The 27000-nt window shown below is 63.7% G+C and carries 25 protein-coding genes and 1 pseudogene; 19 read left to right on the plus strand and 7 right to left on the minus strand.

The window, feature by feature from the left end:
- Positions 1–194 precede the first annotated feature (194 nt).
- From cobS to DQ230_RS08935, 4 genes are all read left to right on the plus strand, one after another.
- The gene (gene cobS, locus DQ230_RS08920) at positions 195–1181 is read left to right on the plus strand and encodes a cobaltochelatase subunit CobS (RefSeq protein WP_113912243.1); all 987 of its coding nucleotides are present in this window, start codon (positions 195–197) and stop codon (positions 1179–1181) included.
- 78 nt (positions 1182–1259) lie between these two features.
- Positions 1260–3137 carry a cobaltochelatase subunit CobT gene (gene cobT / locus DQ230_RS08925; RefSeq protein ID WP_113912244.1) on the plus strand — a complete coding sequence of 626 codons (1878 nt, stop codon included), beginning with the start codon at positions 1260–1262 and terminating at the stop codon, positions 3135–3137.
- On the plus strand, positions 3134–4942 hold the full coding sequence (locus DQ230_RS08930; RefSeq protein WP_113912245.1) for an aminopeptidase P family protein: 1809 nt from the start codon (positions 3134–3136) through the stop codon (positions 4940–4942). Before cobT ends, DQ230_RS08930 begins: the two co-directional genes overlap by 4 nt.
- Positions 4943–5018: 76 nt before the next feature.
- Positions 5019–5360 (plus strand): DUF427 domain-containing protein, encoded by a 342-nt coding sequence (locus tag DQ230_RS08935; protein WP_113912246.1) that lies wholly within the window; start codon positions 5019–5021, stop codon positions 5358–5360.
- A 91-nt stretch (positions 5361–5451) separates the two neighbouring features.
- Here the strand turns inward: DQ230_RS08935 and DQ230_RS08940 are convergent, their stop codons facing one another.
- Together DQ230_RS08940 and DQ230_RS08945 are read right to left on the minus strand one after the other, a co-directional pair.
- Entirely contained in the window at positions 5452–7140 is a 1689-nt protein-coding gene (locus DQ230_RS08940; protein ID WP_113912247.1) for a chloride channel protein, read from the minus strand.
- Positions 7141–7264: 124 nt separating this feature from the next.
- Complete coding sequence (locus DQ230_RS08945) at positions 7265–7843, minus strand: hypothetical protein (protein WP_113912248.1); 579 nt, start codon at positions 7841–7843, stop codon at positions 7265–7267.
- 102 nt (positions 7844–7945) lie between these two features.
- Here DQ230_RS08945 and DQ230_RS08950 point away from each other — a divergent pair, with 102 nt between their 5' ends.
- From DQ230_RS08950 to DQ230_RS08995, 10 genes are all read left to right on the plus strand, one after another.
- Positions 7946–8422: a tellurite resistance TerB family protein gene (locus tag DQ230_RS08950; RefSeq protein ID WP_238987478.1), complete on the plus strand. Its 477-nt coding sequence runs from the start codon at positions 7946–7948 to the stop codon at positions 8420–8422.
- A 59-nt stretch (positions 8423–8481) separates the two neighbouring features.
- The gene (locus tag DQ230_RS08955; protein WP_113912250.1) at positions 8482–8925 is read left to right on the plus strand and encodes a tellurite resistance TerB family protein; all 444 of its coding nucleotides are present in this window, start codon (positions 8482–8484) and stop codon (positions 8923–8925) included.
- 129 nt (positions 8926–9054) lie between these two features.
- The gene (locus DQ230_RS08960) at positions 9055–9831 is read left to right on the plus strand and encodes an ABC transporter ATP-binding protein (RefSeq protein WP_113912251.1); all 777 of its coding nucleotides are present in this window, start codon (positions 9055–9057) and stop codon (positions 9829–9831) included.
- A gap of 30 nt (positions 9832–9861) precedes the next feature.
- Positions 9862–10587 (plus strand): transporter substrate-binding domain-containing protein, encoded by a 726-nt coding sequence (locus DQ230_RS08965; protein WP_113912252.1) that lies wholly within the window; start codon positions 9862–9864, stop codon positions 10585–10587.
- 86 nt (positions 10588–10673) lie between these two features.
- Positions 10674–11555, plus strand: coding sequence for an ABC transporter permease (locus tag DQ230_RS08970; protein WP_113912253.1), 882 nt, complete (start codon positions 10674–10676; stop codon positions 11553–11555).
- A gap of 88 nt (positions 11556–11643) precedes the next feature.
- Positions 11644–12450 (plus strand): ABC transporter permease, encoded by an 807-nt coding sequence (locus DQ230_RS08975; protein ID WP_113912254.1) that lies wholly within the window; start codon positions 11644–11646, stop codon positions 12448–12450.
- Between the two features lie 31 nt (positions 12451–12481).
- Complete coding sequence (locus tag DQ230_RS08980; RefSeq protein WP_113912255.1) at positions 12482–13798, plus strand: glutamine synthetase family protein; 1317 nt, start codon at positions 12482–12484, stop codon at positions 13796–13798.
- A 115-nt stretch (positions 13799–13913) separates the two neighbouring features.
- Positions 13914–14594: a type 1 glutamine amidotransferase gene (locus DQ230_RS08985; RefSeq protein ID WP_113912331.1), complete on the plus strand. Its 681-nt coding sequence runs from the start codon at positions 13914–13916 to the stop codon at positions 14592–14594.
- A gap of 1 nt (position 14595) precedes the next feature.
- The gene (locus tag DQ230_RS08990) at positions 14596–15954 is read left to right on the plus strand and encodes a glutamine synthetase family protein (RefSeq protein WP_113912256.1); all 1359 of its coding nucleotides are present in this window, start codon (positions 14596–14598) and stop codon (positions 15952–15954) included.
- Between the two features lie 4 nt (positions 15955–15958).
- Positions 15959–17269: an NAD(P)/FAD-dependent oxidoreductase gene (locus tag DQ230_RS08995; protein ID WP_203228032.1), complete on the plus strand. Its 1311-nt coding sequence runs from the start codon at positions 15959–15961 to the stop codon at positions 17267–17269.
- A 19-nt stretch (positions 17270–17288) separates the two neighbouring features.
- Here DQ230_RS08995 and DQ230_RS09000 read toward each other — a convergent pair whose 3' ends face one another.
- Entirely contained in the window at positions 17289–17606 is a 318-nt protein-coding gene (locus DQ230_RS09000; RefSeq protein WP_113912257.1) for an antibiotic biosynthesis monooxygenase family protein, read from the minus strand.
- A gap of 178 nt (positions 17607–17784) precedes the next feature.
- Between DQ230_RS09000 and DQ230_RS09005 the strand changes: the two genes are divergently transcribed.
- From DQ230_RS09005 to DQ230_RS09020, 4 genes are all read left to right on the plus strand, one after another.
- Positions 17785–18438 (plus strand): hypothetical protein, encoded by a 654-nt coding sequence (locus tag DQ230_RS09005; RefSeq protein ID WP_113912258.1) that lies wholly within the window; start codon positions 17785–17787, stop codon positions 18436–18438.
- A 24-nt stretch (positions 18439–18462) separates the two neighbouring features.
- Positions 18463–19119 (plus strand): DUF4376 domain-containing protein, encoded by a 657-nt coding sequence (locus DQ230_RS09010; RefSeq protein ID WP_113912259.1) that lies wholly within the window; start codon positions 18463–18465, stop codon positions 19117–19119.
- Positions 19116–19466: a DUF1353 domain-containing protein gene (locus DQ230_RS09015; RefSeq protein WP_113912260.1), complete on the plus strand. Its 351-nt coding sequence runs from the start codon at positions 19116–19118 to the stop codon at positions 19464–19466. Before DQ230_RS09010 ends, DQ230_RS09015 begins: the two co-directional genes overlap by 4 nt.
- Positions 19467–19738: 272 nt before the next feature.
- Positions 19739–20959 carry a DegT/DnrJ/EryC1/StrS family aminotransferase gene (locus DQ230_RS09020; RefSeq protein ID WP_113912261.1) on the plus strand — a complete coding sequence of 407 codons (1221 nt, stop codon included), beginning with the start codon at positions 19739–19741 and terminating at the stop codon, positions 20957–20959.
- Between the two features lie 84 nt (positions 20960–21043).
- On the opposite strand, the gene DQ230_RS09025 is transcribed toward DQ230_RS09020, so the two are convergent.
- From DQ230_RS09025 to DQ230_RS09040, 4 genes are all read right to left on the minus strand, one after another.
- Positions 21044–22018 carry a LysR family transcriptional regulator gene (locus DQ230_RS09025; protein ID WP_113912262.1) on the minus strand — a complete coding sequence of 325 codons (975 nt, stop codon included), beginning with the start codon at positions 22016–22018 and terminating at the stop codon, positions 21044–21046.
- A gap of 6 nt (positions 22019–22024) precedes the next feature.
- Positions 22025–22576 carry a polyhydroxyalkanoate synthesis repressor PhaR gene (gene phaR / locus DQ230_RS09030; RefSeq protein WP_113912263.1) on the minus strand — a complete coding sequence of 184 codons (552 nt, stop codon included), beginning with the start codon at positions 22574–22576 and terminating at the stop codon, positions 22025–22027.
- Positions 22577–22716: 140 nt separating this feature from the next.
- Complete coding sequence (locus DQ230_RS09035) at positions 22717–23169, minus strand: phasin, PhaP (protein ID WP_113912264.1); 453 nt, start codon at positions 23167–23169, stop codon at positions 22717–22719.
- A 150-nt stretch (positions 23170–23319) separates the two neighbouring features.
- Positions 23320–25125 (minus strand): PHA/PHB synthase family protein, encoded by a 1806-nt coding sequence (locus tag DQ230_RS09040; protein ID WP_113912265.1) that lies wholly within the window; start codon positions 25123–25125, stop codon positions 23320–23322.
- A gap of 114 nt (positions 25126–25239) precedes the next feature.
- Between DQ230_RS09040 and phaZ the strand changes: the two are divergent.
- A pseudogene (gene phaZ, locus DQ230_RS09045) lies at positions 25240–26505 on the plus strand (polyhydroxyalkanoate depolymerase); the annotation flags it as partial.
- Positions 26506–27000 lie beyond the last annotated feature (495 nt).

Below are 27000 nucleotides of genomic sequence, written 5' to 3' on the forward strand. Positions count from 1 at the left end.
CAGCTGTTCCAGATCTTCATGTGTCACGGGAGGTGTGGCTCGCTGCGTATCGGGCGCGCCAAAAGCGGCGCATTTCCCCAACGTATAGGGGACCACGCGGGCGGCGCCAGCAAATCTTTCCTTTCGCTTGCCCTTGGCAAAGATATGTTGCACCACATGTCGCAACGGAACGATGCTGAATTAAGGACTGCGATATGGCCGATGGCATGATTGAAGCGAACGCGAAACCGACCGAAGACATTGATGTGCGCGAAGTATTCGGCATCGATTCTGACATGCATATCAAGGGTTTTGCCCAGCGCACAGACCGCGTGCCAGACCATGACAGCACCTATAAATTCGACCGCGACACCACGCTGGCGATCCTTGCCGGGTTTTCGCACAACCGCCGCGTGATGATCCAAGGCTATCACGGCACCGGCAAATCCACCCATATCGAGCAGGTGGCAAGCCGCCTGAACTGGCCCTGCGTGCGCGTCAACCTTGATAGCCACATCAGCCGGATCGACCTGATCGGCAAGGACGCGATCAAGCTGAAGGACGGCGTGCAGGTGACTGAATTCCATGAGGGAATCCTGCCTTGGGCCTTGCGCAACCCCACCGCCATCGTGTTCGACGAATATGACGCGGGCCGCCCTGACGTGATGTTCGTCATTCAGCGCGTGCTGGAGGCCGACGGCAAGCTGACGCTGCTGGACCAGAACGAGGTGATCACGCCGAACCCCTATTTCCGCCTGTTCGCCACCGCCAACACGGTCGGCCTCGGCGACACCACCGGCCTTTACCACGGCACCCAGCAGATCAACCAGGGCCAGATGGACCGTTGGAGCCTGGTTGCCACGCTGAACTACCTCAGCCACGATGCCGAGGTGGCGATCGTGCTGTCGAAAAACCCGACATATAACACCGCAGCAGGCCGCAAGACGATCAGCCAGATGGTGACCGTCGCCGACCTTAGCCGCACCGCGTTTATGAATGGTGAACTCAGCACCGTGATGTCACCCCGCACCGTGATCGCATGGGCGCAAAATAACAGCATCTTCCGCGATGTCGGCTATTCATTCCGCCTGACATTCCTCAACAAATGCGACGAGCTGGAGCGCCAGACAGTCGCCGAATTCTATCAGCGCTGTTTCGATCAGGAACTGCCCGAAAGCGCGGCCAGCGTCAGCATGGCGTGATGGCCCGCCGCGCCGGGCATCTGCCGGGCGCGGCCCTTACATGATGGCGTCAAGGCCCAGCCGCGTTGGAGCAGCCCCGTGAAAAAACCATCCGATAACCCCGCCGATCCGTTCAAGAAAGCCCTCGCCGAGGCCACCAAGGTGATGGCCGGGGACCGCGATCTGAATGTCAGCTACTCGGTCGATCCCTCGGGCGTGTCGGGCGATGCGATGCGCCTGCCCCAGATCAGCCGCCGCATGACCCGCGACGAGGTGCTGCACGCGCGCGGCACCGCCGATGCGCTGGCGCTGCGGCACAAATATCACAACGCCGCGACCCACGCCAAATACGTGCCCCCCGGCGCCATGGCCCGCGACATTTACGAGGCGATGGAGACGGCCCGTTGCGAGGCTGTGGGCGCGCGCACCATGCCCGGCACCGCCAGCAATATCGACAGCAAGATCGCCGCCGAGGCCGCGCGTCTGGGCTTTGATCAGATCACCGATCCGGCCGATGCGCCGCTGCACACCGCAGCGGGCTACCTGATCCGCCATCTGGCCACGGGCCGCGATCTACCCCCCGGCGCGCAGAACGTGATGGAGCTGTGGCGCGGCTTTATCGAAGGCGAGGCCGGCGAAACGCTGGAGAATTTGCAGGATACGCTGGCCGATCAAGGCGCCTTTGCCAAGTTCGCGCGCAAGGTGATCGAGGATCTGGGATACGGCGATCAGCTGGGCGATGACCCCGACGCCGAGGATGACACCCAGGACGACGAGGCCGAGGAGGAAACCGGCGAGGAAGAGCCCGACAGCAGCGGTCAGGACGACAGCGATACAGACGATGCCGACGCCGAGCCTGAGCAGACGCAGGAGGAGCAGCAGGACGCATCGCAGGCCCAGGTCAGCATGGACGACATGGCCGATCAGGAATCCGGCGAAGAGGCCGATCTGCCCGATGGCGACGCCCCGATGGAGCCGCCCGCGCCGCAGCCCATCTCTGACGCCGACCCGAATTATCAGGTCTATTCCACCCAGTTCGACGAGGAAATCCACGCCGAGGATCTGGCCGACCCGGTCGAGCTGGACCGCCTGCGCGCCTATCTGGATCAGCAGCTTGAGCCGCTGAAAGGCGCCGTCAGCCGCCTTGCCAACAAGCTGCAACGCCGCTTGCAAGCGCAGCAAAGCCGCTCTTGGGAGTTCGACCGCGAGGAGGGGATCCTGGATGCCGGCCGCCTTGCCCGGATCGTGGTCAGCCCGACGACGCCGCTCAGCTTCAAGGTGGAAAAGGATACCGAATTCCGCGACACCGTCGTGACGCTGCTGCTGGACAATTCCGGCTCGATGCGGGGGCGGCCCATCAGCATCGCCGCGATCTGCGCCGATGTTCTGGCGCGCACGCTGGAGCGGTGCAACGTCAAGGTCGAGGTGCTGGGCTTTACCACCCGCGCATGGAAGGGCGGGCAAAGCCGCGAGGCATGGCTGGCCGATGCGCGCCCGCAACTGCCCGGCCGCCTGAACGATCTGCGCCACATCATCTACAAATCCGCCGACTCGCCCATGCGGCGCACCCGGCAAAATCTGGGCCTGATGATGAAAGAGGGGCTGCTCAAGGAAAACATCGACGGCGAGGCGCTGGAATGGGCACATCGCCGCATGATGGCGCGCCGCGAATCGCGCAAGATCCTGATGGTCATCTCGGACGGCGCACCGGTCGATGACAGCACCCTGTCGGTCAACCCCGCCAACTATCTGGAAAAGCACCTGCGCGACGTGATCGCCATGGTCGAAAAACGCAAGGCGGTCGAACTGCTGGCCATCGGCATCGGCCATGACGTGACGCGCTATTACGAGCGCGCGGTGACAATCACCGACGTTGAACAGCTGGCCGGCGCGATGACCGAACAGCTGGCCGCGCTGTTCGACAGTGACCCGCGCGCCCGCGCCCGCGTCATGGGTATGAGAAAGGTCATGCGATGATTCAGAGCTTCACCGACAAAGCCGCCCCCGAGCAGGGACCGCCCCGCCTCAAGGCACTGCGCGCCGCCATGCAAGCCGCCAATCTGGACGGCTGGCTGGTGCCGCGCGCCGATGTGCATCAGGGCGAATATGTCGCCCCCGGCGACGAGCGGCTGGCTTGGCTGACCTGTTTCACCGGCTCCGCCGGATTTGCCGCGATCACCGCAGAGGAGGCCGGCGTTTTCGTCGATGGCCGCTACCGCACCCAAGTGCGCGTTCAGACCGACGCGGATGCGTTCCAACCCGTCGACTGGCCCGAGGTCAAGCTGGCCCACTGGCTGCGCCGCGCCCTGCCCGAGGGCGGCACCCTCGGCTTTGATCCCTGGCTGCACACCCACAAGGAGATCGCCGATCTGACGGATGCATTGGCCGGCTCCGGCATCGGCCTTGTCCCTCATGCCAATCTGATCGACGCCATATGGCAGGACCGCCCCGCCCCGCCCACGGCGTCGATCACCGCCTATCCCAATGATCTGGCAGGCAAAACCAGCGCCGAAAAACGCGCCGATCTGGCCGGGGTCTTGCGCGAGGCAGGCCACCGCGCCGCAATCCTGACCCTGCCCGACAGCATCGCATGGCTGCTGAACGTTCGCGGCAACGACATTCCGCGCAACCCCATCCCGCATGGGTTCGCCGTTCTTCACGACGATGCACGGGTCGAGCTGTATGTCCACCCGGCCAAGCTGGAAAACCTGCCCGAAAACTGCGCCACCGATGGCGTTTCGACCCACCCGGACACCGGTTTTGTCGCGGCGCTTGCGTTGCTGCTCAGCCCCGTGCGCGTCGATCCGGCCAGCATCCCGGTCGCCATCGTCACCGCGCTAGACGACGCCAGGATCACACCGGCCTTTGCCGCCGATCCTTGCATCCTGCCCAAGGCGTGCAAAACCGATGCCGAAATCGCCGCCACCCGCGAGGCACATCTGCGCGACGGCGCGGCGCTGGTCAACTTCCTGACATGGTTTGACACGCAGGCCCCCGGCACGATCACCGAAATCGACGTGGTGACCCGGCTGGAGCAGGCCCGCCGCGACACGGGCAAGCTGCTGGATATCAGCTTCGAAACCATTGCAGGCGCCGGCCCCCACGGCGCGCTGCCGCATTACCGCGTCTCCGAGGCATCGAACCGCACGCTGGCGGATGGCGATCTGCTGGTTCTGGACGGCGGCGGGCAGTATCTGGACGGCACCACCGATATCACCCGCACCCTGCCCGTGGGCGATATCGGCAGCGACGAACGCGCCGCCTTTACCCGCGTGCTTCAGGGGATGATCGCCATCAGCCGCCTGCGCTTTCCCAAGGGGATCGCCGGCCGCGATATCGACGCCATCGCGCGCTATCCGCTATGGCTCGCCGATCAGGATTATGCCCACGGCACCGGCCACGGCGTCGGCGTTTACATGTGCGTGCATGAGGGCCCGCAGCGCATCAGCCGCATCAGCGAGGTCACGCTCGCCCCCGGCATGATCCTGTCGAACGAGCCGGGCTATTACCGCGAGGGGCATTTCGGCATCCGCATCGAAAACCTGCTGGTGGTCCAAATCGCCGCCGCCCTTCCCGGACAAGAAACAGCGCCGACAGGCAAGCTGGCCTTCGAGACGCTGAATTTCGTCCCGATTGATCGCCGCCTGATCGACCGCGACATGCTCAGCGCAGATGAAATCGCATGGCTCGATGCCTACCACGCCGATTGCCACGCCAAGATCGCGCCGCGCCTCGGCGCCGACGCCGCCAAATGGCTGGAGCGCGCAACACAGCCGATTTAGGATTTCCCGCGCCGCTGCACTGGAATCTCCACGGCAAAACAGCAACAGTGCGCGAAACGCATCAGGAAGGCAAAGTATGACCGATATCACGATCGAAGACACCAGCGGCACCTGGACCGTCCGCGCCGGCGGCGCCATCATCGGCGAAAGCCGCAACGCGCTGGAGCTGAAAGAAGGCGACCGCGCGCCGGTCATCTACTTCCCCCGTGCCGATATCGCGACCGCGTTCCTGGACCCCAGCGCACACAGTACCGTCTGCCCGGCCAAGGGCACGGCCAGCTATTTCTCCATCGTCACGAAAAGCCGCACAATCGAAAATGCCGCATGGTGCTACGAGGCCCCGAACCCCGAAATGAATCGGATAAAAGGCCACCTTGCCTTTCACACCGGCGATCTGGTCACGGTCGAGCGGGTCTGACCCCCGCCCTTTCTTTTTGCCAGAAATATCCTGGGGGAGCCGCTGAATTCCCCCGGAATTCAGCGGCGGGGGCAAAGCCCCCTGTCGCCCTTCACCCATGATCCTCGCGTGATATTGCCGCCAGCGCCATGTTGAACGCCTTCAACGCATCCACGTGGTATAAAACCCCCTTGTATTCAGGCGCGCCCTCGTCCTTGCCTTGCGCAACCACCGGCACGTAATTCACCGCATGCGCGTCAAATACCGGCATTGCCGTCTCCAGCGTCGCGCCGATGTCGATGTGAATTCCCTTGTCGATCATCGCGCGCACCGCGCCTTCGGCCGGGGCGCTGTCATCTCCGGCCTTGCGCATCAACCCGGTCACGGCCGTCATTGACAACAGATAAGCCTGCGGTCCCTCGGCCAGATGCACGCCGCGCCGCTTGAGCTGCGTCAGGAAAAAGGACCGCGTCACCAGCCGCGTGCCCAGCGCCGTCGCGGTTGACACCGCCACCATCACCGCAAGCCCGGTTTGCCAGTCTCCGGTCAGCTCGAACACGATCAACGTGGTGGAGATCGGCGCGCCCAGCACCGCCGCGGCCACCGCGCCCATCCCGGCCAGCGCGTAGATCGTATGCGCGCCCGACACGTCAGGAAACAGCGACGTCGCCACCAGCCCAAACGCCAGCCCGGTCAGCGCGCCCAGCATCAACGAGGGCGAAAATATACCGCCGCCCATGCGCCCGCCCAGCGTGATCGCCACCGCCGCCACCTTCAACACCGCAAACACAATCGCCTCGTTCAGCAGCAGATCGCCGGTCAGCGCCGCCGACGTCGTCTCGTACCCCACCCCGATGATATGCGGAAAGACGATGGCCAGCCCGCCCAGCATCGCCCCCGCAATCGCCGGACGCAGCCAGCGGGGCACCGTCAGGCGACCGCAAATCACATCGCCCAGATCCTCGGCAAAAAATACGGCCCGGATCAGCACCGCCGCGACCACGCCGCAGACAAGGCCCAGCAGCAGGAACGCGGGCAACTCCACATAAAACTCCAGCGCCGGCGCCATCGGGACGTCGAATTCGGTGATATCGCCAAATTCCATCCGGTTGATGACAGTGCCTGCCACGCTGGCAATCGCAATCGGCGCAAATCCGTTGACGGTGAACCGGCGCAGTACGACCTCCATCGCAAACAGCGCCCCCGCGATCGGCGCGTTGAATGATGCCGATACCGCCGCCGCCACCGCACAGCCCAGCAAATCGCGCCCGGTCACGCCGTTCGCATTGATCCGCACACTGATCCATGTGGCAATCACGCCCGCCAGATGCACCACCGGCCCCTCGCGCCCGGACGAGCCGCCGGTGCCCAGCGTGATCAGCGACGCCGCCGCCGAGGCCAGCCCGGCACGCACCTCGACCCGGCCATTGTCGAGTGCGGCGCCCGATATGACATCGGCGACGGCGCGCACCTTGCCGTCCGGCGTGAACTGGTTGAGGATGATCCCCACGGCCAGGCCGCCGCAGATCGGAATGATCAGGATCCAGTACCACGCCAGCGCCTCGGCAAAGGTGTACAGCCGCCGGGGATCATCGACGCCGTACAACATGACCTGCAACCAATCGATTCCCTTGCGGAAAAACAGCGCCGCGAATCCGGCCGCAATTCCGATCAGCAGCGCGATCAGCCAGAACTGAAACTGGCTTGGCCCCCGCGCGCGCAACACTTGCCACGCATGGCGCAGCGCGCGCCGCATGTCTGACAGCGTGCGCGCGGTAAAAGTCGGATCAGGCGTGCTCATGACTCAGGTCTGGTCCCCGGTGTTAAGGGCGTGAAACAGGGCCGCCGGGGGCATGACGCTTGCGGCGGAAATCCCGAGCGTAGTGCAAATTTCCGTGCAGGGTAACAGGCTTTTGGCAGCCCGGTCAGCCTTGGGGCTCCTGCCCGCAGGCCGCCCCCCCGATCCCCGCCGCACCGCCCGGCATCAACAGCGCGCGCACGCGGTCAATCCAGCCCGACGCCCGCGGCGCAGGATCGCGCGGTCGCGCAGGGACGCCCGCAGCGCTCAACCGGGCAACGATTGCTTCGTCCAGCACCCAGCGGCCGCACGCCCCCTCTGCCCGGTCCGCCTTTTGCGCCGCGATCCAGTTGTTCAGCCGCGCCATATCCGCCGAAACAGGATGCGCGCCCGGCAGGTAGAAGCCGCAGTTGATCCGCAGGCAAATGTTGTCCAGCAGCCGCACGCCCGCCGCATGGCAACGCGGCACGGCGCGTTTGGACAGGTAGTTGAACCGCTCAGGATCGCCGTCGAAAAACACGGCCAGCGCGCTGTCCAATGCGATGTCTTTTTGCGCCATGACCCAACCCAGCACAGGCTCTGGATGGGCGGCCCAGTCATAACTGCGCGCCAGCGTCACCAGATCGGACCGCGGCGCGCTGCGCATGATTGCGATGTGACTGTCGGCAGTGCCGGTTTGCCAGTTCCGGCGAAGCGTTGTCTGCATCTTACTATCCTTTGCACGGCCATGATCTGCCCGCCCATACTCGGACCCGATTCAGGTGATTCCTTGATGCAAATGTGGCACCGGCATGAAACCGGTGTGAAAATGCTTGCCCCGCCGCCCAAGGGCGGTAAACGTGGCACTATGATCTCGCGCATCCTCAACCTGTTCAAGGGACACCCGCCCGACCCCCTGCCCGAGGCAGACGCGCGTCTGGCGCTGGGGGCGTTGATGGTCCGCTTTGCCAAATCGGCCGAGGATGCGGAGACGGCGGCGGCGGGCGGCATTGATACGCTGCTGGCCCGCATGTGCGCGCTTGGCCCTGCGGACGCCGCCAAAATGCGCGCCACCTGCGAAAAGATCGAGGCCGAAGCGCCCTCGACCCGCAAATTCGCGCTGTTGATCCGCGAAACCGTCAGCTTCGAGGCCCGCATCGAAGCGCTGGAGGCGCTGTGGCACGTGATGCTGGCAGGCGGCAGGCCCGGCGACGCCGATCAGGCCCTGATTGCACAGATCCGCGAGGCGCTGGGGTTGAGCCGCGCCGATAGCGACGCTGCACAGCAGCGCGCCGCACCGCTGTGAGCGTGGCTTGCAAATTTTAGTGTTTTGACCTCCCCGCAGCGAAGGATATATGCTCACCCATGTTTTCAGATATGTTCAAGCGCCTCAGCGGCGCAGACCCCGCCCCAGTCACCGAAACCGACGCGCGCCTTGCGCTGGCGGCCCTTCTGGTGCGCGCCGCGCGCACAGATGGCGTCTATGCCCCGTCCGAAATTGACCGCATCGACCGCATTCTCGCCGCCCGCTATGGCCTTGGCCCCGACGCCGCCGCAGACCTGCGCGCCGAGGCCGAGCAGACCGAAGCAGACGCGCCTGACACCGTCCGCTTTACCCGCGCGATCAAGGACGCGGTTCCCTATGACGAACGCATCAAGGTGATCGAGGCGCTGTGGCAGGTCGTGCTGGCCGATGGCGACCGCGCCGATCCCGAAAACGCCTTGCTGCGCATGACAGCCAGCCTGCTGGGCGTCAATGACGTCGACAGCGCCACCGCGCGCCAGCGGGTGCAGGCTGCTGGAAATTAAGCACCGGCTGGCGCCTCCCTGCGCGGCCCGGCTGCCCCTGCGGCAACGCGCCGCCATGGATTATCCATTGCATCGCGCAGCAAATTATCCCCTACTGCCAGCAGACAGACCTGCCAGGAACGCCAGCCCTTGACCACAGACGCCCCCGTCATCGAAATCAGCAATCTGCACAAGGCCTACGGCCAGCTTGAGGTGATCAAGGGCGTCACCATTACTGCCCGGCGCGGCGACGTGGTGTCGCTGATCGGCTCGTCCGGGTCCGGCAAATCCACCATCCTGCGCTGCGCCAACCTGCTGGAGGACAGCCAGCAGGGCGATATCCTGTTCAAGGGCGAACCGGTGCGCTGGACCGGCACCGGCCTGAACCGCCGCCCGGCGGACCCGGCGCAGGTGCTGCGCATCCGAACCAACCTGTCGATGGTGTTTCAGCAGTTCAACCTGTGGGCGCATCTGACCATCCTGCAAAACGTGATGGAGGCGCCTGTCACCGTCCTGCGCCGCCCCCGCGCCGAGGTGGCTGAATCCGCGCGCGCCTATCTGGAAAAGGTCGGGATCGGCGACAAATGCGATGCCTACCCCGCCCAGCTGTCCGGCGGCCAGCAACAGCGCGCCGCCATCGCCCGCGCGCTGGCGATGGAGCCGGAGGCGCTGCTGTTCGACGAGCCTACCTCGGCGCTGGACCCCGAACTGGAACAGGAGGTCATCCGCGTGATCAAGGATCTGGCCGCCGAAGGGCGCACCATGATGATCGTCACGCATGACATGAAAATGGCCCGCGATGTCAGCGACCACGTCGTGTTCCTGCATCAGGGCCTGATCGAGGAACAGGGCGATCCCGAAACACTCTTCGGCGCCCCCAGATCAGACCGGCTGCGTCAGTTTCTCAGCTCGACCATGCCGGACTGAGCCACCCCAACCATAACAAGGGAGCTACACATGAAAAACCTTCTCATTGCCGCCACCGCCTTCGGCCTCACCGCCGGCGCCGCCTTCGCACAGGACACCATCCGCCTCGGCACCGAAGGCGCCTACCCCCCCTTCAACTTCGTCAACGATTCCGGCGAGGTCGACGGGTTCGAGCGCGAGCTGGGCGACGAGCTGTGCAAACGCGCCGAGCTGACCTGCACATGGGTCACCAACGAATGGGACAGCATCATCCCGAACCTCACATCGGGCAACTACGACGCAATCATCGCCGGCATGTCCATCACGGATGAGCGCAAGAAGGATATCGACTTCACCTCCAACTACACCCAGCCCGACCCGTCGTCTTACGTGGTCGCGCGCGAGGGCGTGGACCTGACCAGCCCCGACACGATCGTCGCGGCGCAGGCCAGCACCATTCAGGCCAGCCACGTCGCCTCCTCCGGCGCCACGCTGCTGGAATTCCCCACGCCCGAGGAAACCATGGCCGCGGTGCGCAACGGCGAGGCTGACGCGGTCCTGTCGGACAAGGCCTATGCCGTCCCGGTCACCGAGGAGGACGAGGGCCTGATGATCGTCGGCGACGATATCCTTCTGGGTGACGGCATGGCGCTTGGCATCCGCAAAAGCGATACCGAGCTGAACAAGAAATTCTCGGATGCCATCGACGCGATGAAGGATGACGGAACCCTGAACGCGCTGATCGACAAGTGGCTCGAAGGCGCCGCCAAGTTCTGAGCAATCCAGATCGAGGGGGCCGCGCGCCCCCTCTTTCATCTTGGTAAAAATACTCAAAAAATCCCAACCGCGCTGCGAGGCCCGCCATTTTCAGCTTCTGCACAGATCCCGAAACGCTCGGCACCTTCCGGTGGTTCGCCTGCTATTTTACCACCGGCAAGCAGGTGGCGTTCTATACCAGTTTCGGCACGGTGCTGCTTTTGCTGGCGATCACCGCACCCGCCGCGCTAGCCTTTGGCTTTGGCGGGGCGATGGCGGCCCGGTCGCGCGCGCTGCCTCTGCGCATCCTTGGCAAGGGATATATCGCGCTGGTGCGCGGCGTGCCGGATATCGTTTATTTCCTCTTTTTCGTGATCGCCCTCGATCAGGCGTTCGAATGGCTGCGCCACAAGGTTCTGTGCCCCGACTGGGACCAGCCGATCCGCCAGGGCGCCGATTTCATCGTCTGCTCGGCGGCCAAGCTGCCCTTGGGCAACGCGCCGCAATGGGTGCATGAAACCTACGGCTTCGCGCTGGCTGTCCTGACCTTTGCCATCGTGTTCGGTGCCTTTGCCGCCAACGTGCTGTTCGGCGCCATGCGCGCCGTGCCACGCGGCCAGATGGAAACGGCCGAGGCGTATGGCATGACTCGCCGCCAGGCATTCCGCCGCATCCTCGTGCCGCAGATGTGGGTCTATGCGCTGCCGGGCCTGTCGAACCTGTGGATGGTGCTGATCAAGGCCACGCCGCTGCTGTTCCTCCTCGGCGTCGAGGATATCGTTTACTGGGCGCGCAGCCTGGGCGGCACGGCCAATCCGCGATTTACCGACTATCCGCATGGCGACTGGCGCGTGTGGTATTTTCTGGCGCTGCTGATCTTCTATCTGCTGTTCACGAAAGCCTCCGAGGTCGTGCTGGAGCGGATCATGACACGCCTCACCCACGGGCAAGCCACCACCGGCGGCGAAGCGCAGCGGAAGGCGGTATAATGAGGATGCGTTCAGTTAGTACCAATGCCGACACGCGTTTGCGACACAAACGCTTTCGTCGGCGCGCCGCTCCCTGCGGAGCGGCGTCATGAGCTGCTGGCAAACCATTCAGGACTATGCGTTTCGCAGCTTCGGCTATGGCGAGCGGCTCTTGCCGCGCGGGGATTTCACGCTGTGCCAGCAGGTGACGCTGATCGGCTCGGGCATGATCTGGAACATCTATTTCGGCGTCATCGCGGTTTTCATCGGCTTCTTCATCGCCACCGCCGTCGCCCTGGGCAAGGGCGCGGCAAACCCGTGGATTCGCAAGCCCAGCGAATGGTTCATTTTCGTGCTGCGCGGCTCGCCGCTGTTCATCCAGTTCTTCTTTGCCTATTTCCTGTTCCTCAGCCTCAAAAGCGTCAGCCCGGTCTTTGACGCGTTCACCTCGGCTTGGCTGGGCGCGCTGGTGGTGCTGGTACTGAATACCGCCGCCTATTCGGGCGAGATTTTCTATGGTGCCATGCGCTCCATCCCGCGCGGCGATATCGAGGCCGCGGATGCCTACGGGTTTTCCGGCTGGCGCCGGTTCCGGCGCATCATCTGGCCCACCATGCTGCGGCTTGCCTGGCCTGCCTATACGAACGAGGCGATCTTTCTGTTCCACGCGACAACGCTGGTGTTTCTCAGTGGCTTTCCCGCGTGGCAGCAGCGCGGTGATGCGCTGTATTATGCCAGCTATTTCGCGGACAAGACGTTCAATCCGTTCATTCCCTACCCCATTCTGGCCGGGTTTTTCATCCTGCTGACACTGGCCGTCACCGGCATCTTTGGCCTGATCAACATGCGCCTCAACCGCCACCTGCCGCAGGAGCGGCGCGCCAGATTGAGGTTGCGCCCGAACCTGATCCGGTGAATCAATCCTTCCAAAGAGAAGGGACACCCTCATGGAAATCGAAAATTTCGGCACGTTTCGCGTCGCGGCCTGCGATCTGAATGGCCAGATGCGGGGCAAACGGATGCCCGCCAGTTATTTTTCCGGGCTGGATACGGACGGCGTGCGCATGCCGCTGTCGGTTCTGAACGTCGACATAAAAGGCGCCGATATCGAGAACAGCCCGCTGGTGTTTGAGACGGGCGATGCCGACGGCATCATGCGCCCCACCTCGCGCGGGCCGGTGCCGCTGCCGTGGCTGGACAGCGCGCAGCCGCTGGTGCCGATGCAGATGTATTTGGAGGACGGCACGCCGTTCTACGGCGATGCGCGCCACGCGCTGGCCCGCGTGCTGGACCGTTATGCCGCGCGCGGCTGGACCGTCATGGCCGCGACCGAGCTGGAATTTACCCTGGTCGATGACAGCGGCAAGCAGCTGAAACATGTGCGCGATCCGCGCAACCGGCGGCGCATAGATGCGTCCGAAATTCTGTCGCTCAGCCAGATGGATGCGTTCGACCCGTTCCTGTCGGCGCTTTACGAGGCATGCGATGCGATGGGGATCGAGGCGCAGACCACCACCTCCGAGGCGGGCGTGGGCCAGTTTGAGATCACGCTGAACCATCAGGACGCCATGCGCGCCGCCGATGACACGTGGCTGTTCAAGACGCTGATCCGCGGGCTTGCCCACCGCTATGACTGCGCCGCGACCTTCATGGCCAAACCCTTTGCCAATGACAGCGGCAACGGCATGCACATGCATTTTTCGGTGCTGGATGCAGACGGCAACAACATCTTCAACGATGGCGGCCCGAACGGCACCGACACGCTGCGCCACGCGATCGGCGGCTGCCTTGCCGCGATGCAAGGCTCGACGCTGGTGTTTGCGCCCCACGCCAACAGCTATGCGCGGATGACGCCCGGCGCCCATGCGCCCACCGCGATCTGCTGGGCGTATGAGAACCGCACGGCGGCGATCCGCGTGCCCGGCGGATCGCCCAAAGCCCGCCGGATCGAGCATCGCGTTGCCGGCGGCGACATCAACCCTTACCTCAGCTTTGCCGCCATTCTGGGCGCCGCCATGGTCGGGATCGAGGATGCAATGGACCCCGGCCCGCCCCTGACCGGCAGCGCCTATGGCCAGGATCTGCCCCAGCTTGCCACCGATTGGGCCACCGCCGTGGACCTGTTCGAGGCGGACCCCCTGCTGCCCCGCATATTCGAGCCGCGCCTGATCCGGAACTATGTCCAGACCAAGCGGCAGGAGATCGCCGTAATGGGCGAGATTGACGAATCGCACCACTGGAAAACCTACCTCGACAAGGTGTAACTGCCATTGATGCCCCCCCTTGCCGGGCCGCTTTGCCTGCGCTACGCTGAAATTTGATCAAATTATGAGGCCCCTTGTGACCGCCCCCCACCCCTCGCTCACCCCCGAGCCCGAGATGACGACCATCGGTATCCTTCTGACCGGCCATTCACCTGACGAGATCAAGGCCGATCTGGGCGATTACGACGCCATGTTCGCCGAGCTGCTGAAGGGTCACGGCTTTGCCTACCGGACCTATGCGGTGGTTGACGGCGAATTTCCCGATCATCCAGAGGATTGCGACGGCTGGCTGATCACCGGGTCCAAGCACGGCGCCTACGAGCCACATGACTGGATCCCCCCGCTGGAGCAGTTCATCCGCGATGTCCACGACAGCGGGCGCCCCATGGTGGGGGTCTGTTTCGGGCACCAGATCATCGCGCAGGCAATGGGCGGCAAGGTGGAGAAATACAAGCACGGCTGGGCGGTCGGACGACATGAATATGTGATCGACGGCCAGCCCATGGCGCTGAACGCGTGGCATCAGGATCAGGTGACGCAGCTGCCCCCCGGCGCCACCGTGATCGGGCGCAACGAATTTTGCGACAACGCCGCGCTATTATACGGCGACCGTATTCTGACGATGCAGCCGCACCCCGAACATACGGATGAATTCTTTACCCGGCTGGCGGACAGCCGCGGGCGGGGGCTGGTGCCCGATGACGTTCTGGATGCGGCCATCGCGCAGGCGGGCAAGCCGACCGATCACCAGACAATGGCGGACCGCATGGCCGCCTTCCTGAAAAGAGGTGCCTGATATGGCCGACTGGACCGAAAATCTGCCCGAAGCGGCGCGCGAATATCTGGAAGGCAAGCGACTGGACGAGGTCGAGTGCATCATCTCGGACCTGCCCGGCATCGCGCGGGGCAAGGCGCTGCCCGCCTCGAAATTCGCCAAGCAGAAGCATTTTCACCTGCCCGATTCGATATTCTTCCAGACCATCACCGGCGACTGGGGCGATGCCGCGGGCGAGACGGGGTTTATCGAGCAGGACATGATCCTTGTCCCCGACATGACCACCGCCAGCGCCGCGCCCTGGACCGGCGACTGGACGCTGCAAGTCATCCATGACGCCTATGACCGCGACATGAAGCCGATCCCGTTTTCGCCGCGCAACGTGCTGCGCCGCGTGGTGGACGCCTATACCGAACGCGGGCTGGTGCCGGTCGTCGCGCCGGAAATGGAGTTCTATCTGGTCGCGCGCAACACCGATCCCGGTCAGGCGATTCAGCCGATGATGGGCCGCTCCGGCCGGCCCGCCGCCGCGCGGCAGGCCTATTCGATGACCGCCGTGGATGAATTCGGCCCTGTCATCGACGATATCTATGATTTCGCCGAGGCGCAGGGCTTCGAGATCGACGGCATCACGCAAGAAGGCGGCGCCGGCCAGCTGGAGATCAACCTCGCCCATGGCGATCCGATCCAGCTGGCCGACGAGGTGTTCTATTTCAAGCGCCTGATCCGCGAGGCCGCGATGCGGCACAATTGCTTTGCCACCTTCATGGCCAAACCCATCGCCGAAGAGCCGGGATCGGCCATGCATATTCACCATTCGGTTCTGGATGCGAAAACCGGCAAGAATGTCTTCTCCGACGATGACGGCAACGAAACCGACGCGTTCTATCATTTTATCGGCGGCATGCAGCGCCACCTGCCCAGCGCGATCGCGGTGATGGCGCCCTACGTCAATTCCTATCGCCGCTACGTCAAGGATCACGCGGCGCCGATCAATCTGGACTGGGGCCGCGACAACCGCACCACCGGCATCCGCGTGCCGCTGGCCAGCCCCGAGGCGCGCCGCGTCGAAAACCGGCTGGCAGGGATGGATTGCAACCCTTACCTGGGCATTGCCGTCAGCCTTGCCTGCGGCCTGCTGGGCCTTGAGGAACAGCAAATGCCCGAACCGGAATGCACAACCGACAGCTATCAGGGCGACGGCGATGTGCCGCAGGTTTTGGGCGATGCGCTGGACCTGTTCGAGGAGGCGCCGAAGCTGCACGCGTTGCTGGGGCCGGAATTTGCGCGGGTCTATTCCATCGTCAAGCGCGCCGAATACGAGGAGTTTCTTCAGGTCATCTCCCCTTGGGAGCGTGAACATCTGCTGCTGAACGTCTGATCCCATGGCGCTGAACCTTTTGCACAGCAATGACCGCGCCGGGAAATACCCGTCCAGCTGGTACGCCGCCACGGCAGACGCGCTGCCCGAATTTGCGCCTTTGTCCGGACAGGCGCGGGCCGATGTCGTCGTGGTCGGCGCGGGCTATACGGGCCTCTCGGCGGCGCTGCATCTGGCCGAGGCGGGCATGGACGTCGCCCTGATAGAGGCGCAGCGCGTCGGCTTTGGCGCGTCGGGGCGCAATGGCGGGCAGCTGGGCAGCGGCCAGCGGATGGAGCAGACGGGGCTGGAAAAGCTGGTCGGCACGCAGGACGCCGCCAAACTATGGGACATGGCGGAGGAGGCAAAGACCCTCGTCAAATCGCTGATCGCGAAACACCAGATTGACTGCTATCTGGCGCCCGGCGTGGCGCATGCCTGCTTTACCGCCAAAGAGGCCGCGCACGAACATGCCTATGCGGATCATCTGGCCGATCGCTATGGATATGATCAAATTCAGAAACTGGACACGGCCCAGATGCATGCGCTCTGCCCCTCGCCCGCCTACAAGGGCGGCACGTTGGACATGGGCGCGGCGCATCTGCATCCGCTGCGCTACGCGCTGGGGCTTGCGCGCGCGGCCAAGGCGGCGGGCGTGCGGATCTACGAGCGCAGCGAAGTCACCGGCATTGATGACGGCCCGCGCGCCACGGTCCATACCAAGGGCGGGCAGATCCGCGCCGATCACGTCATTCTGGCCTGCAACGGCTATCTTGGCGGGCTGAACGGCAAGGTGGCCAGCCGGGTCATGCCGATCAACAACTTCATCGCCGCGACCAAGCCGCTGGGCGACGACGCGGCGCGCGTTCTGACGCAGGATGTTGCCGTCGCCGACACCAAATTCGTGGTGAATTATTTCCGTCTCAGCCATGATCGGCGGCTGCTGTTCGGCGGCGGCGAAAGCTATGGCTTTCGGTTTCCCTCCGACATTGCCGCGCTGGTGCGCAAGCCGATGGTCGAGATTTTTCCGCATCTGCGCGACGTGCAGATTGATTATGCATGGGGCGGCACGCTGGCGATCACTATCCGGCGAATGCCCTATCTGGTGCGGCTGGCGCCCAACATCCTCAGCGCGTCAGGCTATTCGGGTCACGGCGTTGGCACCGCAACCCATGCGGGCGCGCTGATGGCGCAGGCCGTGCGCGGGCAGGCCGATGGGTTTGACACCATGGCGCGCGTGCCTGCCACGCCCTTTCCCGGCGGCCCGGCATTGCGCACGCCGCTACTGGTGCTGGCGATGACGTGGTACGCGCTGCGCGACCGGCTGGGCGTCTGACGACGCCCAGCCCCTGCCGTCAGAAAGTGGCGGCGACATCGTACATCACCGGCTCGAAGCTGCGGCAAAGGCTGTGGATTTCGCGGTTGCGGCGGCGCATTTCATCCGAGCGCAGCATTGCCTGAAAATCCTCCCGCCGCTCCCACTGGGAATAGTTGGCGATGCGCGTTTGCGCGTCGTTGACATGCAGACCGGCGGCGATAAAGCCCGGCTGCTTTGAGATGAATTTATCATAGGCGTCGGTCAGCGCATCCAAAAGGTCCTGCGCGGTGCCGGGGGTCATCTCGAACGTGGTCAGAACGGTCTGGTGCGGGCTGGGAAACTGGATTTGCGGCATGGGTATCCTCCTGTGTAGCATCTTGGCCTGGCGCGTTGCGCGGCACATCTGTGTTGGACGCGCGCCACCTTTATAAGATGTCTCGGGGTAAAGGCGAAACGCTTTAGCATCGCATCGGAATTGCACAAAGCCGCGAATGGTTAACCAAACATTTACCATATTTAATGATTGTGAAACCATGGACCTGCCCCGCGCCCTTTTGTCCGGCCTGTACTGCCTGCTGGCATTTCTGTGTGCCACTTCGGCCGGCGCGGGCGCGTGGTTGCGCAACGTCGGCGACGGCTTTGCCTCCTTCAGCATCAAGGTGCAGCACGAGGCCGACGCCAAGGGATACAGCACGTTTTACGCCGAATACGGCCTGAACCCCGACCTGACCGGTGGTTTCGACATCGGCGGCGACGAGGAAGGCGATTACAAGGCGCTGGCCTTTGTCCTGATGCCGCTCCGCCGCGACGGCCTGCACATCGCGTTTCAGCTGGCCGCAGGTGCCATTGCAGATGACCCGGCGATCAGGCCCGGCCTGTCAATCGGGCGCGCTGTGCAAGTTGGCGGGCTGGACGGCTGGGCCAATCTTGACCTGCGCGCCACGGTTGCACCGGGCGACGTGGATCTGTCCGTCGATGCGGCTTTTGGCCTGAATGTCTGGGAGGGCACAATGATGATCTGGCAGTTGCAGCAGGGCGGACATATGCACGAGCCGGATTTCCTGCGCGCCACCGCGTCCGTCGTCTGGCAGATCGCGGGAAACCGTCATATCGAAGTGGCCACCAGCACCAGCCTGAAAAACGCCGAGGATTTCGGAATTCAGATCGGTGTCTGGCAGGCCTTCTGAGGGACATCCAGATTTCGCGCGGATGTGCTGCGCGTCGGATCGGCCGGGACGGATCTATCCGGCCGGTCCACCGCGATTGGCGGGCTGACAACCCGCGCAACCATGGCCGAAGGGGGCATCACATCGCAGGCGCAGGATATCACGGACCTGCAATCCAACGTGACCGCAGCGCAAGGTGATATTTCAGCGACTTCCGGCGCTGTTGGCAGGCTGTCCACCAGAGTGACGAACGCCGAGGGTATCAGAAGACGCAAGATGTCGATTGATTACAGCCAGATCGTGACCGCCGCAGATAAGGCGGCTGCCGAACAGGCCGCGCGGCTGGCGGGCGTCAATGCCGAGCGCACGCGCAGGCTGGCCGGCGGCACAGCCTTTGCTGTGCCGGGCATCACCGATCCGATCCCGCTGACCGGGCGCCCGTTTGACCAGTCGGTCTATCTGTCGCTGCTGGTCTCGGCCCAAGGCTACAAGGCGGCGGGCGTCACGGACCCGATCCAGACCGTGCGCGCGGGCGACGATGTGATCCACAAGCTGACGCCGGACCAGATGATCGCGCTGGTGTCCCAGGCAATGGCATGGGTCGAGGATGTGATGGCCCGCAGCTGGGAGATGAAGGACCGGGCCGGCGCCTATACCGCTGGCATCCCGGCCGACTACGCCGACGACGCACACTGGCCATGAGCCAGTACACCGACCCCGGCGACTGGTGCGCGCCTGTTGCCGGGATCCTCTATCGCAGCACCGCGCCGCTGACCTGGCATGTGGGACGGCCCGGCAGCGGGCTGACCGTGACGGTGCCGGTCGGCGCGACCTTCGATGTGTCGGTCCCGCGCGGGCTTTGCCGCATCTTCAATCCGCACGATCCGCGCAGCCTGCGCGCCGCCGCCCTGCATGACGAACTGCTGCGCCGCGGCTGGGACCGCACCACGGCGGGCGCGATCTTCCACGATGCCCTGCGCGCCGATGGCATGCCGCGCTGGCGGAGGCTGGCCATGTGGCTGGCGGTGTCGCTGTTCAGATATCGGTAAAAGGCGCTGTTCAAGGGGTGTTCAACGGGCGTTAAACAGACCGTTAAAGGCAGCTTGAAGGCGCGCGGTTTGAACGGTCACGCCACCGCGCCCTGTCCCGGCCCGGCGCGCCATGCTATCAAAAAAAGCGTTTGCTGCAGATTCGACTGTAAAACTCTGCAGATTTGACCGTCACGCTACACACATATAGCCAGAAAACGGAGTTTCCCCTTTCGTGTCATGCCGCTTTTCGTTTAGAAAAGGCGAAACGTCTTTTCGGAAAAGGTGAAATCATGGCCACGAGCGCCCTGCCCCCCAACACATACGATGCCGAGCCTATTCCAGAGGCTGCGCGCGATGCGATTGATCGGATGCTGCAATCGGGCGATTTGTTTCGCTACACCGCGCCCGAGGATTCGCCCGTCTCGCTGCTGGAGCGTGAATTTGCGCAAGCGATGGGGTCGCGCTATGCACTGGCAGTTTCAAGCTGCTCGGCGGCGTTGTTTCTATCGCTGAAGGCGTTGGATCTGCCGCATGGGGCGCGTGTTCTGATTCCCGCGTTTACCTTTGCTGCGGTGCCGTCATCCGTCATGCACGCAGATTGTGTGCCCGTCCTGTGCGAGGTCGGCGACAATTACCGCATCGACATGGCTGATTTCGAAAGCCGTCTGGACGCAGACATAAGCGCTGTCATCATCAGCCATATGCGCGGTCACACCTCCGACATGGACGCGATCATGGCGCTGTGCGACGCGCGCGGCATTCCGGTCATCGAGGACGCGGCGCATTCGCTGGGCACCACATGGCACGGGCGCAATATCGGCACGATCGGGCGCATCGGGTGCTTTTCGTTTCAGTCCTACAAGCTGTTGAACGCAGGCGAAGGTGGTATCATGATCACCGATGACGCTGATCTGGTCGCACGGGCGATCATCATGTCCGGCGCGTATGAGCATAACTGGGCCAAGCATCTGGCCCATGGCGACAACGCGCTGAAGGATGCCTTTGGCCGTTGGCAGAACAAGCTGCCGCTGTACAATCTGCGCCTGAACAACCTGAGCGCGGCCATCATCCGCCCGCAGCTGAACGAGATCCCGCGCCGGGTGCGCGACGGCCGCGCAGGGCATGATTACGTGGCCAGCCTGCTGGAGCAGAGCCCGTGGCTGAATGTGCCCGCGCCGCTGGTGCCCGAGGAACGGGCGCCGGATTCGATCCAGTTCAATCTGGTTGGCATGGATGAGGATGCCGCGCGCAGCTTTGCGGACGCGGCGGCGCAGCGCGGGGTCAAGGTGCAGATCTTTGGCCAGAGCCGGGACAATGCGCGCGCCTTCTGGAACTGGCAGTTTATTCCCGGCGATGTGCCGGACTTGCCGAAAACGCGCGCCATGCTGGCGCGGGCGTGTGACACCCGCCTGCCCGCGCGGCTGACGCGCGCGCAGCAGGATGCGATTGCCGGTGCGATCCTGGGCGCGGTTGAGGATGTGATGGGCGCAGCGCGTGCCTATGGCACCTGATGGCGTGCCACGGCAGGCGAAGGCGTGCGGTGTTGTCGGCGGAATTTGGGTATTTTGACCAAGAGAAAGCCGGGGGACGGCGCGCTATAGCATGGTCAGTTCGCTGGTCAGGAACGGGTAGCGCGCCAGCGCCGGGGTGACGATGGCCTCTTGCAGGATCGGTTTGAGCGTGGCGGCCACATCGGCGGGCATGGATTGCAGGATATCCTTGCGCGCGGTCAGGGTGATCGTGCGTGTCAGTGGCTGGAATGGCAGTGGTAGCACGTCGATCTGATCGGCAAAGCGGCGCGCGCGCATCAGGGCCAGGGGCGGCAGGATGGTCCAGCCGCTGCCCTGTCCGACAAGGGCGAGGATCGCGTGGTAGCTGTCCAGCTCGAACCGGTGCGGCACGGTGATGTTTTCGCGGGCAAGGTGGGACGTGATCAGGCGGCCCATGTAATGGGCCTGGGTATATTGTACCAGCGGCAGGCCGCGCAGCTGGGCCAGCAGATCGGCGCCCGTGTCGATCAGGCCGCGCGGCGCGGCGACGACGAACCCCTCGCGCAGCAGAGGATGCGTTTCGGCCCAGTCGGGCGCGGCACCCAACTGCGCCGCGACGATCACATCCAGATCGCGCGAATCCAGCCGATCCTGAAGCAGGTGGCTGGCGCCGGTTTCCAGCTGGAAACGGCAGGATGTGAGGTGGCCCGCCATATGAGCCAGCAGGCGGGGCGTGACGTCAGCCTCGAAATCCTCGATCATGCCGAGGCGGAAAAGCGTGAGCGATGTCAGATCGGAGGCGGCCAGTTCGGCGCGGGCCTGCGCGGCCTCGTTCAGGATGACCTGCGCGCGGCGGTGCATGATTTCGCCCGCGCGGGTCAGGCGCAGGGGGCGCGCGCTGCGCTCCAGCAAGGGCGCGCCGACGGCCGATTCAAGATTGGTCAGCTGCTGGCTGATGGTGGACGCGCTGGCGCCGAGGCGCCGCGCGGCGGCCGAGATCGAGCGTTCATCGGCGGCGGCCATGAACACCTCGATCCCCCAGAGCGTGATGCGGCCGGGACTACCGGGGCTGCCCGCCATTCCGCGTTACTTGCCCATGCGCGCGAGCTGTTGCTGTAGCGCGGCCAGCTGCGCCTTGATCTCGTCCAGGTCACCGCCATCAGACTGGCGCTTGCCTTTGGAGGGCGCGGCGCCGATGCCGCCCAAGCCGCCGGTCATGGCCTTCATGAACGCCTCTTGCTGGATGCGCATCGCGTCCATGCCGGGCATCTGCGCCAGCGGGTTTGCCTTGGTCATGTTTTCCAGCAGTTTCGATTGCCCGTCGCGCAGCATCTCGAAGCTGGCGGCCAGAAATTCGGGCACGATGCTGCCCGCCTGCGTGGTGTAGCTGCGCACCAGATCATTCAAAACGTTGATCGGCAGGACGTTTTCGCCCCTGCTTTCGTGGTCGGCAATGATTTGCAGCAAGTATTGGCGGGTCAGATCGTCGCCTGATTTCAGGTCGATGATCTGCACGTCGCGCCCATCGCGGATGAACTGGCTGATATCCTCCAGCGTCACGTAATCGGATGTTTCGGTGTTGTAGAGGCGCCGGCTGGCATAGCGTTTGATCAGCAACGGCTTGTCTTTGTCGGCCACGGGCGGCTCTCCCAGTAAATGCAGCGGTGCAGCAAGCCTAGTCGCTGCGCGCGCAAAAAGAAAGGGCGAGCCGCAATGCGGCCCGCCCGATCGATACCTGCGCCCCCAGGGAGGAGGAAAGGCGCGATATCTGCTGCGAATTACTTCGCGGCGTTACCTGCCTTGGAAGCAGCTTTGGACATGTCGTCCTGTGCTTTCTTGACGGCTGTTGTGGCTTCTTCCTGCATGTCGCGGCCGGCCGACATCAGCAGTTCCATTGTCTCGGTCTGTACCTTCTTGGCGACTTCGGCGAATGCGGCCATGTTTTCGGCTGCGATTTCGGCGTTGGCAGAAGCAAAATCGCTCATTGCCTTGGAATAGTCGGCCGGGTCGGTCTTGGCCTTGGACATTTCGGACATCTTCGCCAGGGTCGACTTGGTCCATGCGGACTGGATCTCGGCGGACTTTTCAGCGGCGCTCAGCGCAACGTTCGACAGTTTTTCGCCCAGGGCGGCCTGATTCTTGAACGTGTCTTCCATCGACTTTGTGTCGACGGGGAATGCGCCCATCATGTCTTTCATCATCGTGTTCATGTCTTGTGCTTTGTTAGCCATGGTGTAGTTCCTTTGCTATGTGCGGGACCTACCCGCTGTTTCGCGTCTGACCCCAATATGCATGCTGCGCTGCGGCATTTCAAGGGATTTTTCTGCGATGCAGCATTTTGTGTCGGGGCGATCGGGCAAGGGATTGGCGACGCTGGATAATCAGCGCATGGCTTTTTGACGAACGTAGTCGCCGGGCGCATCGGCCAGCGGCGGATGATCCGAATCGCCCGGCTGACGCGCGGGAACTTCGCCGCCCGAGCGCGGGCGCAGCCAGGCCTCCCACCGGGGCCACCAGCTGCCTTCGGTGAAACTGGCCGCGTCCTTCCATGTGGCGGCATCGCCGGACCAGTCGCCATTGGTATAATGGCCGTATTTCTTTTTGCTGGGCGGATTGACGATGCCGGCGATATGGCCCGACTGCGACACGATAAAGGTCCGGTCGTCTGATCCGGTTTTCTGCATGCCGCGATAGCAATCCTTCCACGGCGCAATATGATCGGTCTCGCAGGTGACGGCCATCAGCGGCACATCCACGTCCGAAATGCGCAGCGTTTTGCCCATAAGGTCGAACCCCTCCCCGGCGAACAGGTTTTGCTGGCACAGGCCGCGCAGATACTGCATCGCCATCTTGCCCGGCAGGTTGGAGCCGTCGCCGTTCCAGTAAAGCAGATCAAACGCCGGCGGCGCCTCGCCCAGCATGTAACTGCGGATCGCGGGTTTGTAGATCAGATCGTTGGAACGCAGAAAGCTCATCGTGCGGCCAAGGATGAAGGCGCGCAGGATGCCTTGCGCCTCGACCTCTGCCGCGATGCCGTCAACGAAATCGTCCTGCAGGAAGGGCGTGAATTCGCCCTGATTGTCGAAATCCGTCAGCGCGGTAAAGAAGGTGGCCGAGTTGACCGACGTATCGCCGCGCGCCTTGAGCAGCGACAGCGTCAGCGCCAGCGTGGTGCCGGCGATGCAATAGCCGACGGCGTTGACCTTGGGCTGCCCGGTGATCGCCTTGACCTCGCGAATGGCGGCCAGGTAGCCATCCTCGATATATTTCTCCATGCCCACTTCGGCATAGCTGACATCGGGGTTGATCCATGAGACGACGAACAGGGTATAGCCCTGCTCGGTCACCCATTTGATCAGGCTGTTCTGTTCCTTCAGGTCGAGAATATAGAATTTGTTGATCCATGGCGGAAACACGATCAACGGGATTTCACGCACCTTGTCCGTGGCGGGCGCGTATTGGATCAGCTCCATCATGTCATTTCGATAGACCACCTTGCCCGGTGTCGTGGCAATATTGCCACCCAGCTGAAACGCTGACTCGTCCGCCAGACGCACCACCATCTCGCCGTTATTCGCCTCCAGATCGGCGACCAGATTCTCCAGCCCCTTGACCAGACTTTCGCCATCGGTGGCCACTGCCTTTTCCAGCGCATCGGGGTTTGTGCCCAGAAAATTCGTGGGGGCGATCATGTCCACGATCTGCCTTGAGAAATAGTCCAGCCGCTTTTGCTCGACCGGGTCCAGATCATCGATTTTGGCCACGGCATCCGTTATGGCCTGCGCGTTCAGCTCGTATTGTTCACGTATGTAGCGAAAATAAGGGTTTGTGTACCATAGCGGGTTTTCAAAACGCTTGTCGCGGGGGCCATCCTCGGGCGCGGGGGCGGTCGCGCCCGTCAGCAGCATTTGCTGCGCCTGCATGAACTGGCGCACGGATTGGCTCCAGTATTCCAGCTGATTTTCATACAGTTTGGCGGGGTTTTCAAACGCATCTGTCCAATAGGACGCAAGCGCCTTTGAAAACAGGTCCTGCGATGGCCCGCTCAGCGTCGGGTTTGCCGGATTGCGGTCAGACAGGGCTGCGATCAGACGTTTGGACAGCGCCTCTACCCGCACCAGATTGGCGGACATCCGGTCAAGGGTGTCATCTTGTTTTTCGTCCGAAGCTTGCTGATCCGTTGCCATCTTAATCATTTCACCCTAAGTTTCTGCTACGCAGCATTTCGTCGCCACGTTTCGGCCAGGCCGGCCCGGCGCACGCGGCAAGTATAATAGGGCGCACCGCCCTGAAGGAGTCTTATGCGTTACATGGCCACCTATGACATGATGGAAACAGTACGCAACGCCAATCAATGGTTCGGGGCAACCGCCCTCTCGTTTGCATCCTACCCCATATTCAGCATGACGCCAAACCCTGCGTTTCAGTGGATTTCCGCATGGGGCGAAGTGACCGAGCGCACATTTGCCCGCATGGTGACCAAACCCGACTGGGGCATTCGCACCTTTACCTGTGACGACGGCAAGGATCATCTGGTCAGCATCGACACCATCGTCGAAAAACCGTTCGGCAACCTGATCCAGTTTGCCGTTCCGGGCCGCAAGCCGATGAAGCGCCGCGTTCTGCTGATTGCGCCGATGTCGGGCCATTACGCCACCCTCCTGCGCTCGACCGTCAAAAGCCTGCTGGTCCATTGCGAGGTGTTCATCACCGACTGGCACAACGCGCGCGATATTCCCGTCAGCGCGGGCAAGTTCGACGTCGAGGATTACACCCTGTATCTTGCCGAGTTCATGCGCGAGATGGGCCCCGACACGCATGTCATCGCCGTTTGCCAGCCCGCGCCGCTGGCGCTGGCCGCCACCGCCCTTCTGGCCGAGGATGAGCCGGACGCGCAGCCGCGCACCCTGACGCTGATCGGCGGTCCGGTGGACCCCGATGCCAACCCGACCGAAGTGACCGATTTTGGCCGCCGCGTCACGATGGGCCAGCTTGAGGGCACGATGACGCAGCGCGTCGGGTTCAAATATCCGGGCGTGGGCCGCATGGTATATCCTGGTCTGCTGCAACTGGCGTCGTTCATCTCCATGAACAGCGAAAAGCACTCCAAGGCGTTCAGCGATCAGATCGTCCGCGTCGCCAAGGGCGAGGATGGCGATCACGACCGCCACAACCGGTTCTATGATGAATATCTGGCCGTGATGGACATGCCGGCCGAATTCTACCTGTCCACGGTCGAGCGGATTTTCAAAGGGCTTGAGATCGCCAATAACGAATTCACCATCAAGGGCCGCCGCCTGGACATTGGCAAGATCACGACTGTCGCCGTCAAAACGGTCGAGGGCGGGCATGACGACATCTCCGCCCCCGGACAGTGCATCGCCGCGCTGGACCTGCTGACCGGCGTGCCGGACTCCAAAAAGGCCAGCCATGTCGAGCCGGACGCCGGCCATTACGGTATTTTCGCCGGCCGCAGCTGGCGCAAGAATATCCGCCCCTTGGTTCTGGCCTTCATGGATCAGCACAGCGACCCTGCGCCAAAATCGACGCCCAAGCCCGCGCCCGCCAAGAAGGCGCCGGCCGCGCAGCCTGCCGTCGCCAAAACGGCAGAAAAACCGGCCCCGGCCGAGAAGCGCGCCGCGCCTGCCCCTGCGGCCAAGGCACCGGCTCAGGACGCAGCCGCAAGCGCCCCGGCGCCCGCCAAGGCGCAGACGGCAGAGGCACCTTCCGCCAAGGCCACCGCGCCCGCGCCCGCCGCGAAACCGGCAGCGACAGAGAAGTCGGCGGCAAAGCCGCAGCCCGCAGAGGCGTCCAAGACACCGCCCGAAGCTGCGCCCAAATCGACACCCAAATCGACACCCAGCCCGGCACCGGCGGCCCCCACGACCAAGGCCGCTACCGAGCAAGCGCCGTTTGCCAAGGCAACGCCCAGCGCCCCGCCCGCAGCGCAAGCGCCCACGGCAAGCGCCGCAGCAGCACCCGCAACCGATGCGCCCAAGCCCGGCCCCAAGCCTGCCCCGCGCAACAGCTCGAACCGCCGGAAGGTCCGGCGCGGCTAACGC

This window comes from Roseovarius dicentrarchi, assembly GCF_003316635.1.
GTDB classification, from domain to species: Bacteria; Pseudomonadota; Alphaproteobacteria; order Rhodobacterales; family Rhodobacteraceae; genus Roseovarius; species Roseovarius dicentrarchi.

Coding starts and splice junctions, on each gene's coding strand:
- cobS (WP_113912243.1), top strand. CDS start 195: ATGGCCGATGGCATGATTGAAGCGAACGCGAAACCGACCGAAGACATT.
- DQ230_RS08930 (WP_113912245.1), top strand. CDS start 3,134: ATGATTCAGAGCTTCACCGACAAAGCCGCCCCCGAGCAGGGACCGCCC.
- DQ230_RS08935 (WP_113912246.1), top strand. CDS start 5,019: ATGACCGATATCACGATCGAAGACACCAGCGGCACCTGGACCGTCCGC.
- DQ230_RS08940 (WP_113912247.1), bottom strand. CDS start 7,140: ATGAGCACGCCTGATCCGACTTTTACCGCGCGCACGCTGTCAGACATG.
- DQ230_RS08945 (WP_113912248.1), bottom strand. CDS start 7,843: ATGCAGACAACGCTTCGCCGGAACTGGCAAACCGGCACTGCCGACAGT.
- DQ230_RS08950 (WP_238987478.1), top strand. CDS start 7,946: ATGCTTGCCCCGCCGCCCAAGGGCGGTAAACGTGGCACTATGATCTCG.
- DQ230_RS08955 (WP_113912250.1), top strand. CDS start 8,482: ATGTTTTCAGATATGTTCAAGCGCCTCAGCGGCGCAGACCCCGCCCCA.
- DQ230_RS08965 (WP_113912252.1), top strand. CDS start 9,862: ATGAAAAACCTTCTCATTGCCGCCACCGCCTTCGGCCTCACCGCCGGC.
- DQ230_RS08975 (WP_113912254.1), top strand. CDS start 11,644: ATGAGCTGCTGGCAAACCATTCAGGACTATGCGTTTCGCAGCTTCGGC.
- DQ230_RS08980 (WP_113912255.1), top strand. CDS start 12,482: ATGGAAATCGAAAATTTCGGCACGTTTCGCGTCGCGGCCTGCGATCTG.
- DQ230_RS08985 (WP_113912331.1), top strand. CDS start 13,914: ATGACGACCATCGGTATCCTTCTGACCGGCCATTCACCTGACGAGATC.
- DQ230_RS08990 (WP_113912256.1), top strand. CDS start 14,596: ATGGCCGACTGGACCGAAAATCTGCCCGAAGCGGCGCGCGAATATCTG.
- DQ230_RS08995 (WP_203228032.1), top strand. CDS start 15,959: ATGGCGCTGAACCTTTTGCACAGCAATGACCGCGCCGGGAAATACCCG.
- DQ230_RS09000 (WP_113912257.1), bottom strand. CDS start 17,606: ATGCCGCAAATCCAGTTTCCCAGCCCGCACCAGACCGTTCTGACCACG.
- DQ230_RS09005 (WP_113912258.1), top strand. CDS start 17,785: ATGGACCTGCCCCGCGCCCTTTTGTCCGGCCTGTACTGCCTGCTGGCA.
- DQ230_RS09015 (WP_113912260.1), top strand. CDS start 19,116: ATGAGCCAGTACACCGACCCCGGCGACTGGTGCGCGCCTGTTGCCGGG.
- DQ230_RS09020 (WP_113912261.1), top strand. CDS start 19,739: ATGGCCACGAGCGCCCTGCCCCCCAACACATACGATGCCGAGCCTATT.
- DQ230_RS09025 (WP_113912262.1), bottom strand. CDS start 22,018: ATGGCGGGCAGCCCCGGTAGTCCCGGCCGCATCACGCTCTGGGGGATC.
- DQ230_RS09035 (WP_113912264.1), bottom strand. CDS start 23,169: ATGGCTAACAAAGCACAAGACATGAACACGATGATGAAAGACATGATG.
- DQ230_RS09040 (WP_113912265.1), bottom strand. CDS start 25,125: ATGGCAACGGATCAGCAAGCTTCGGACGAAAAACAAGATGACACCCTT.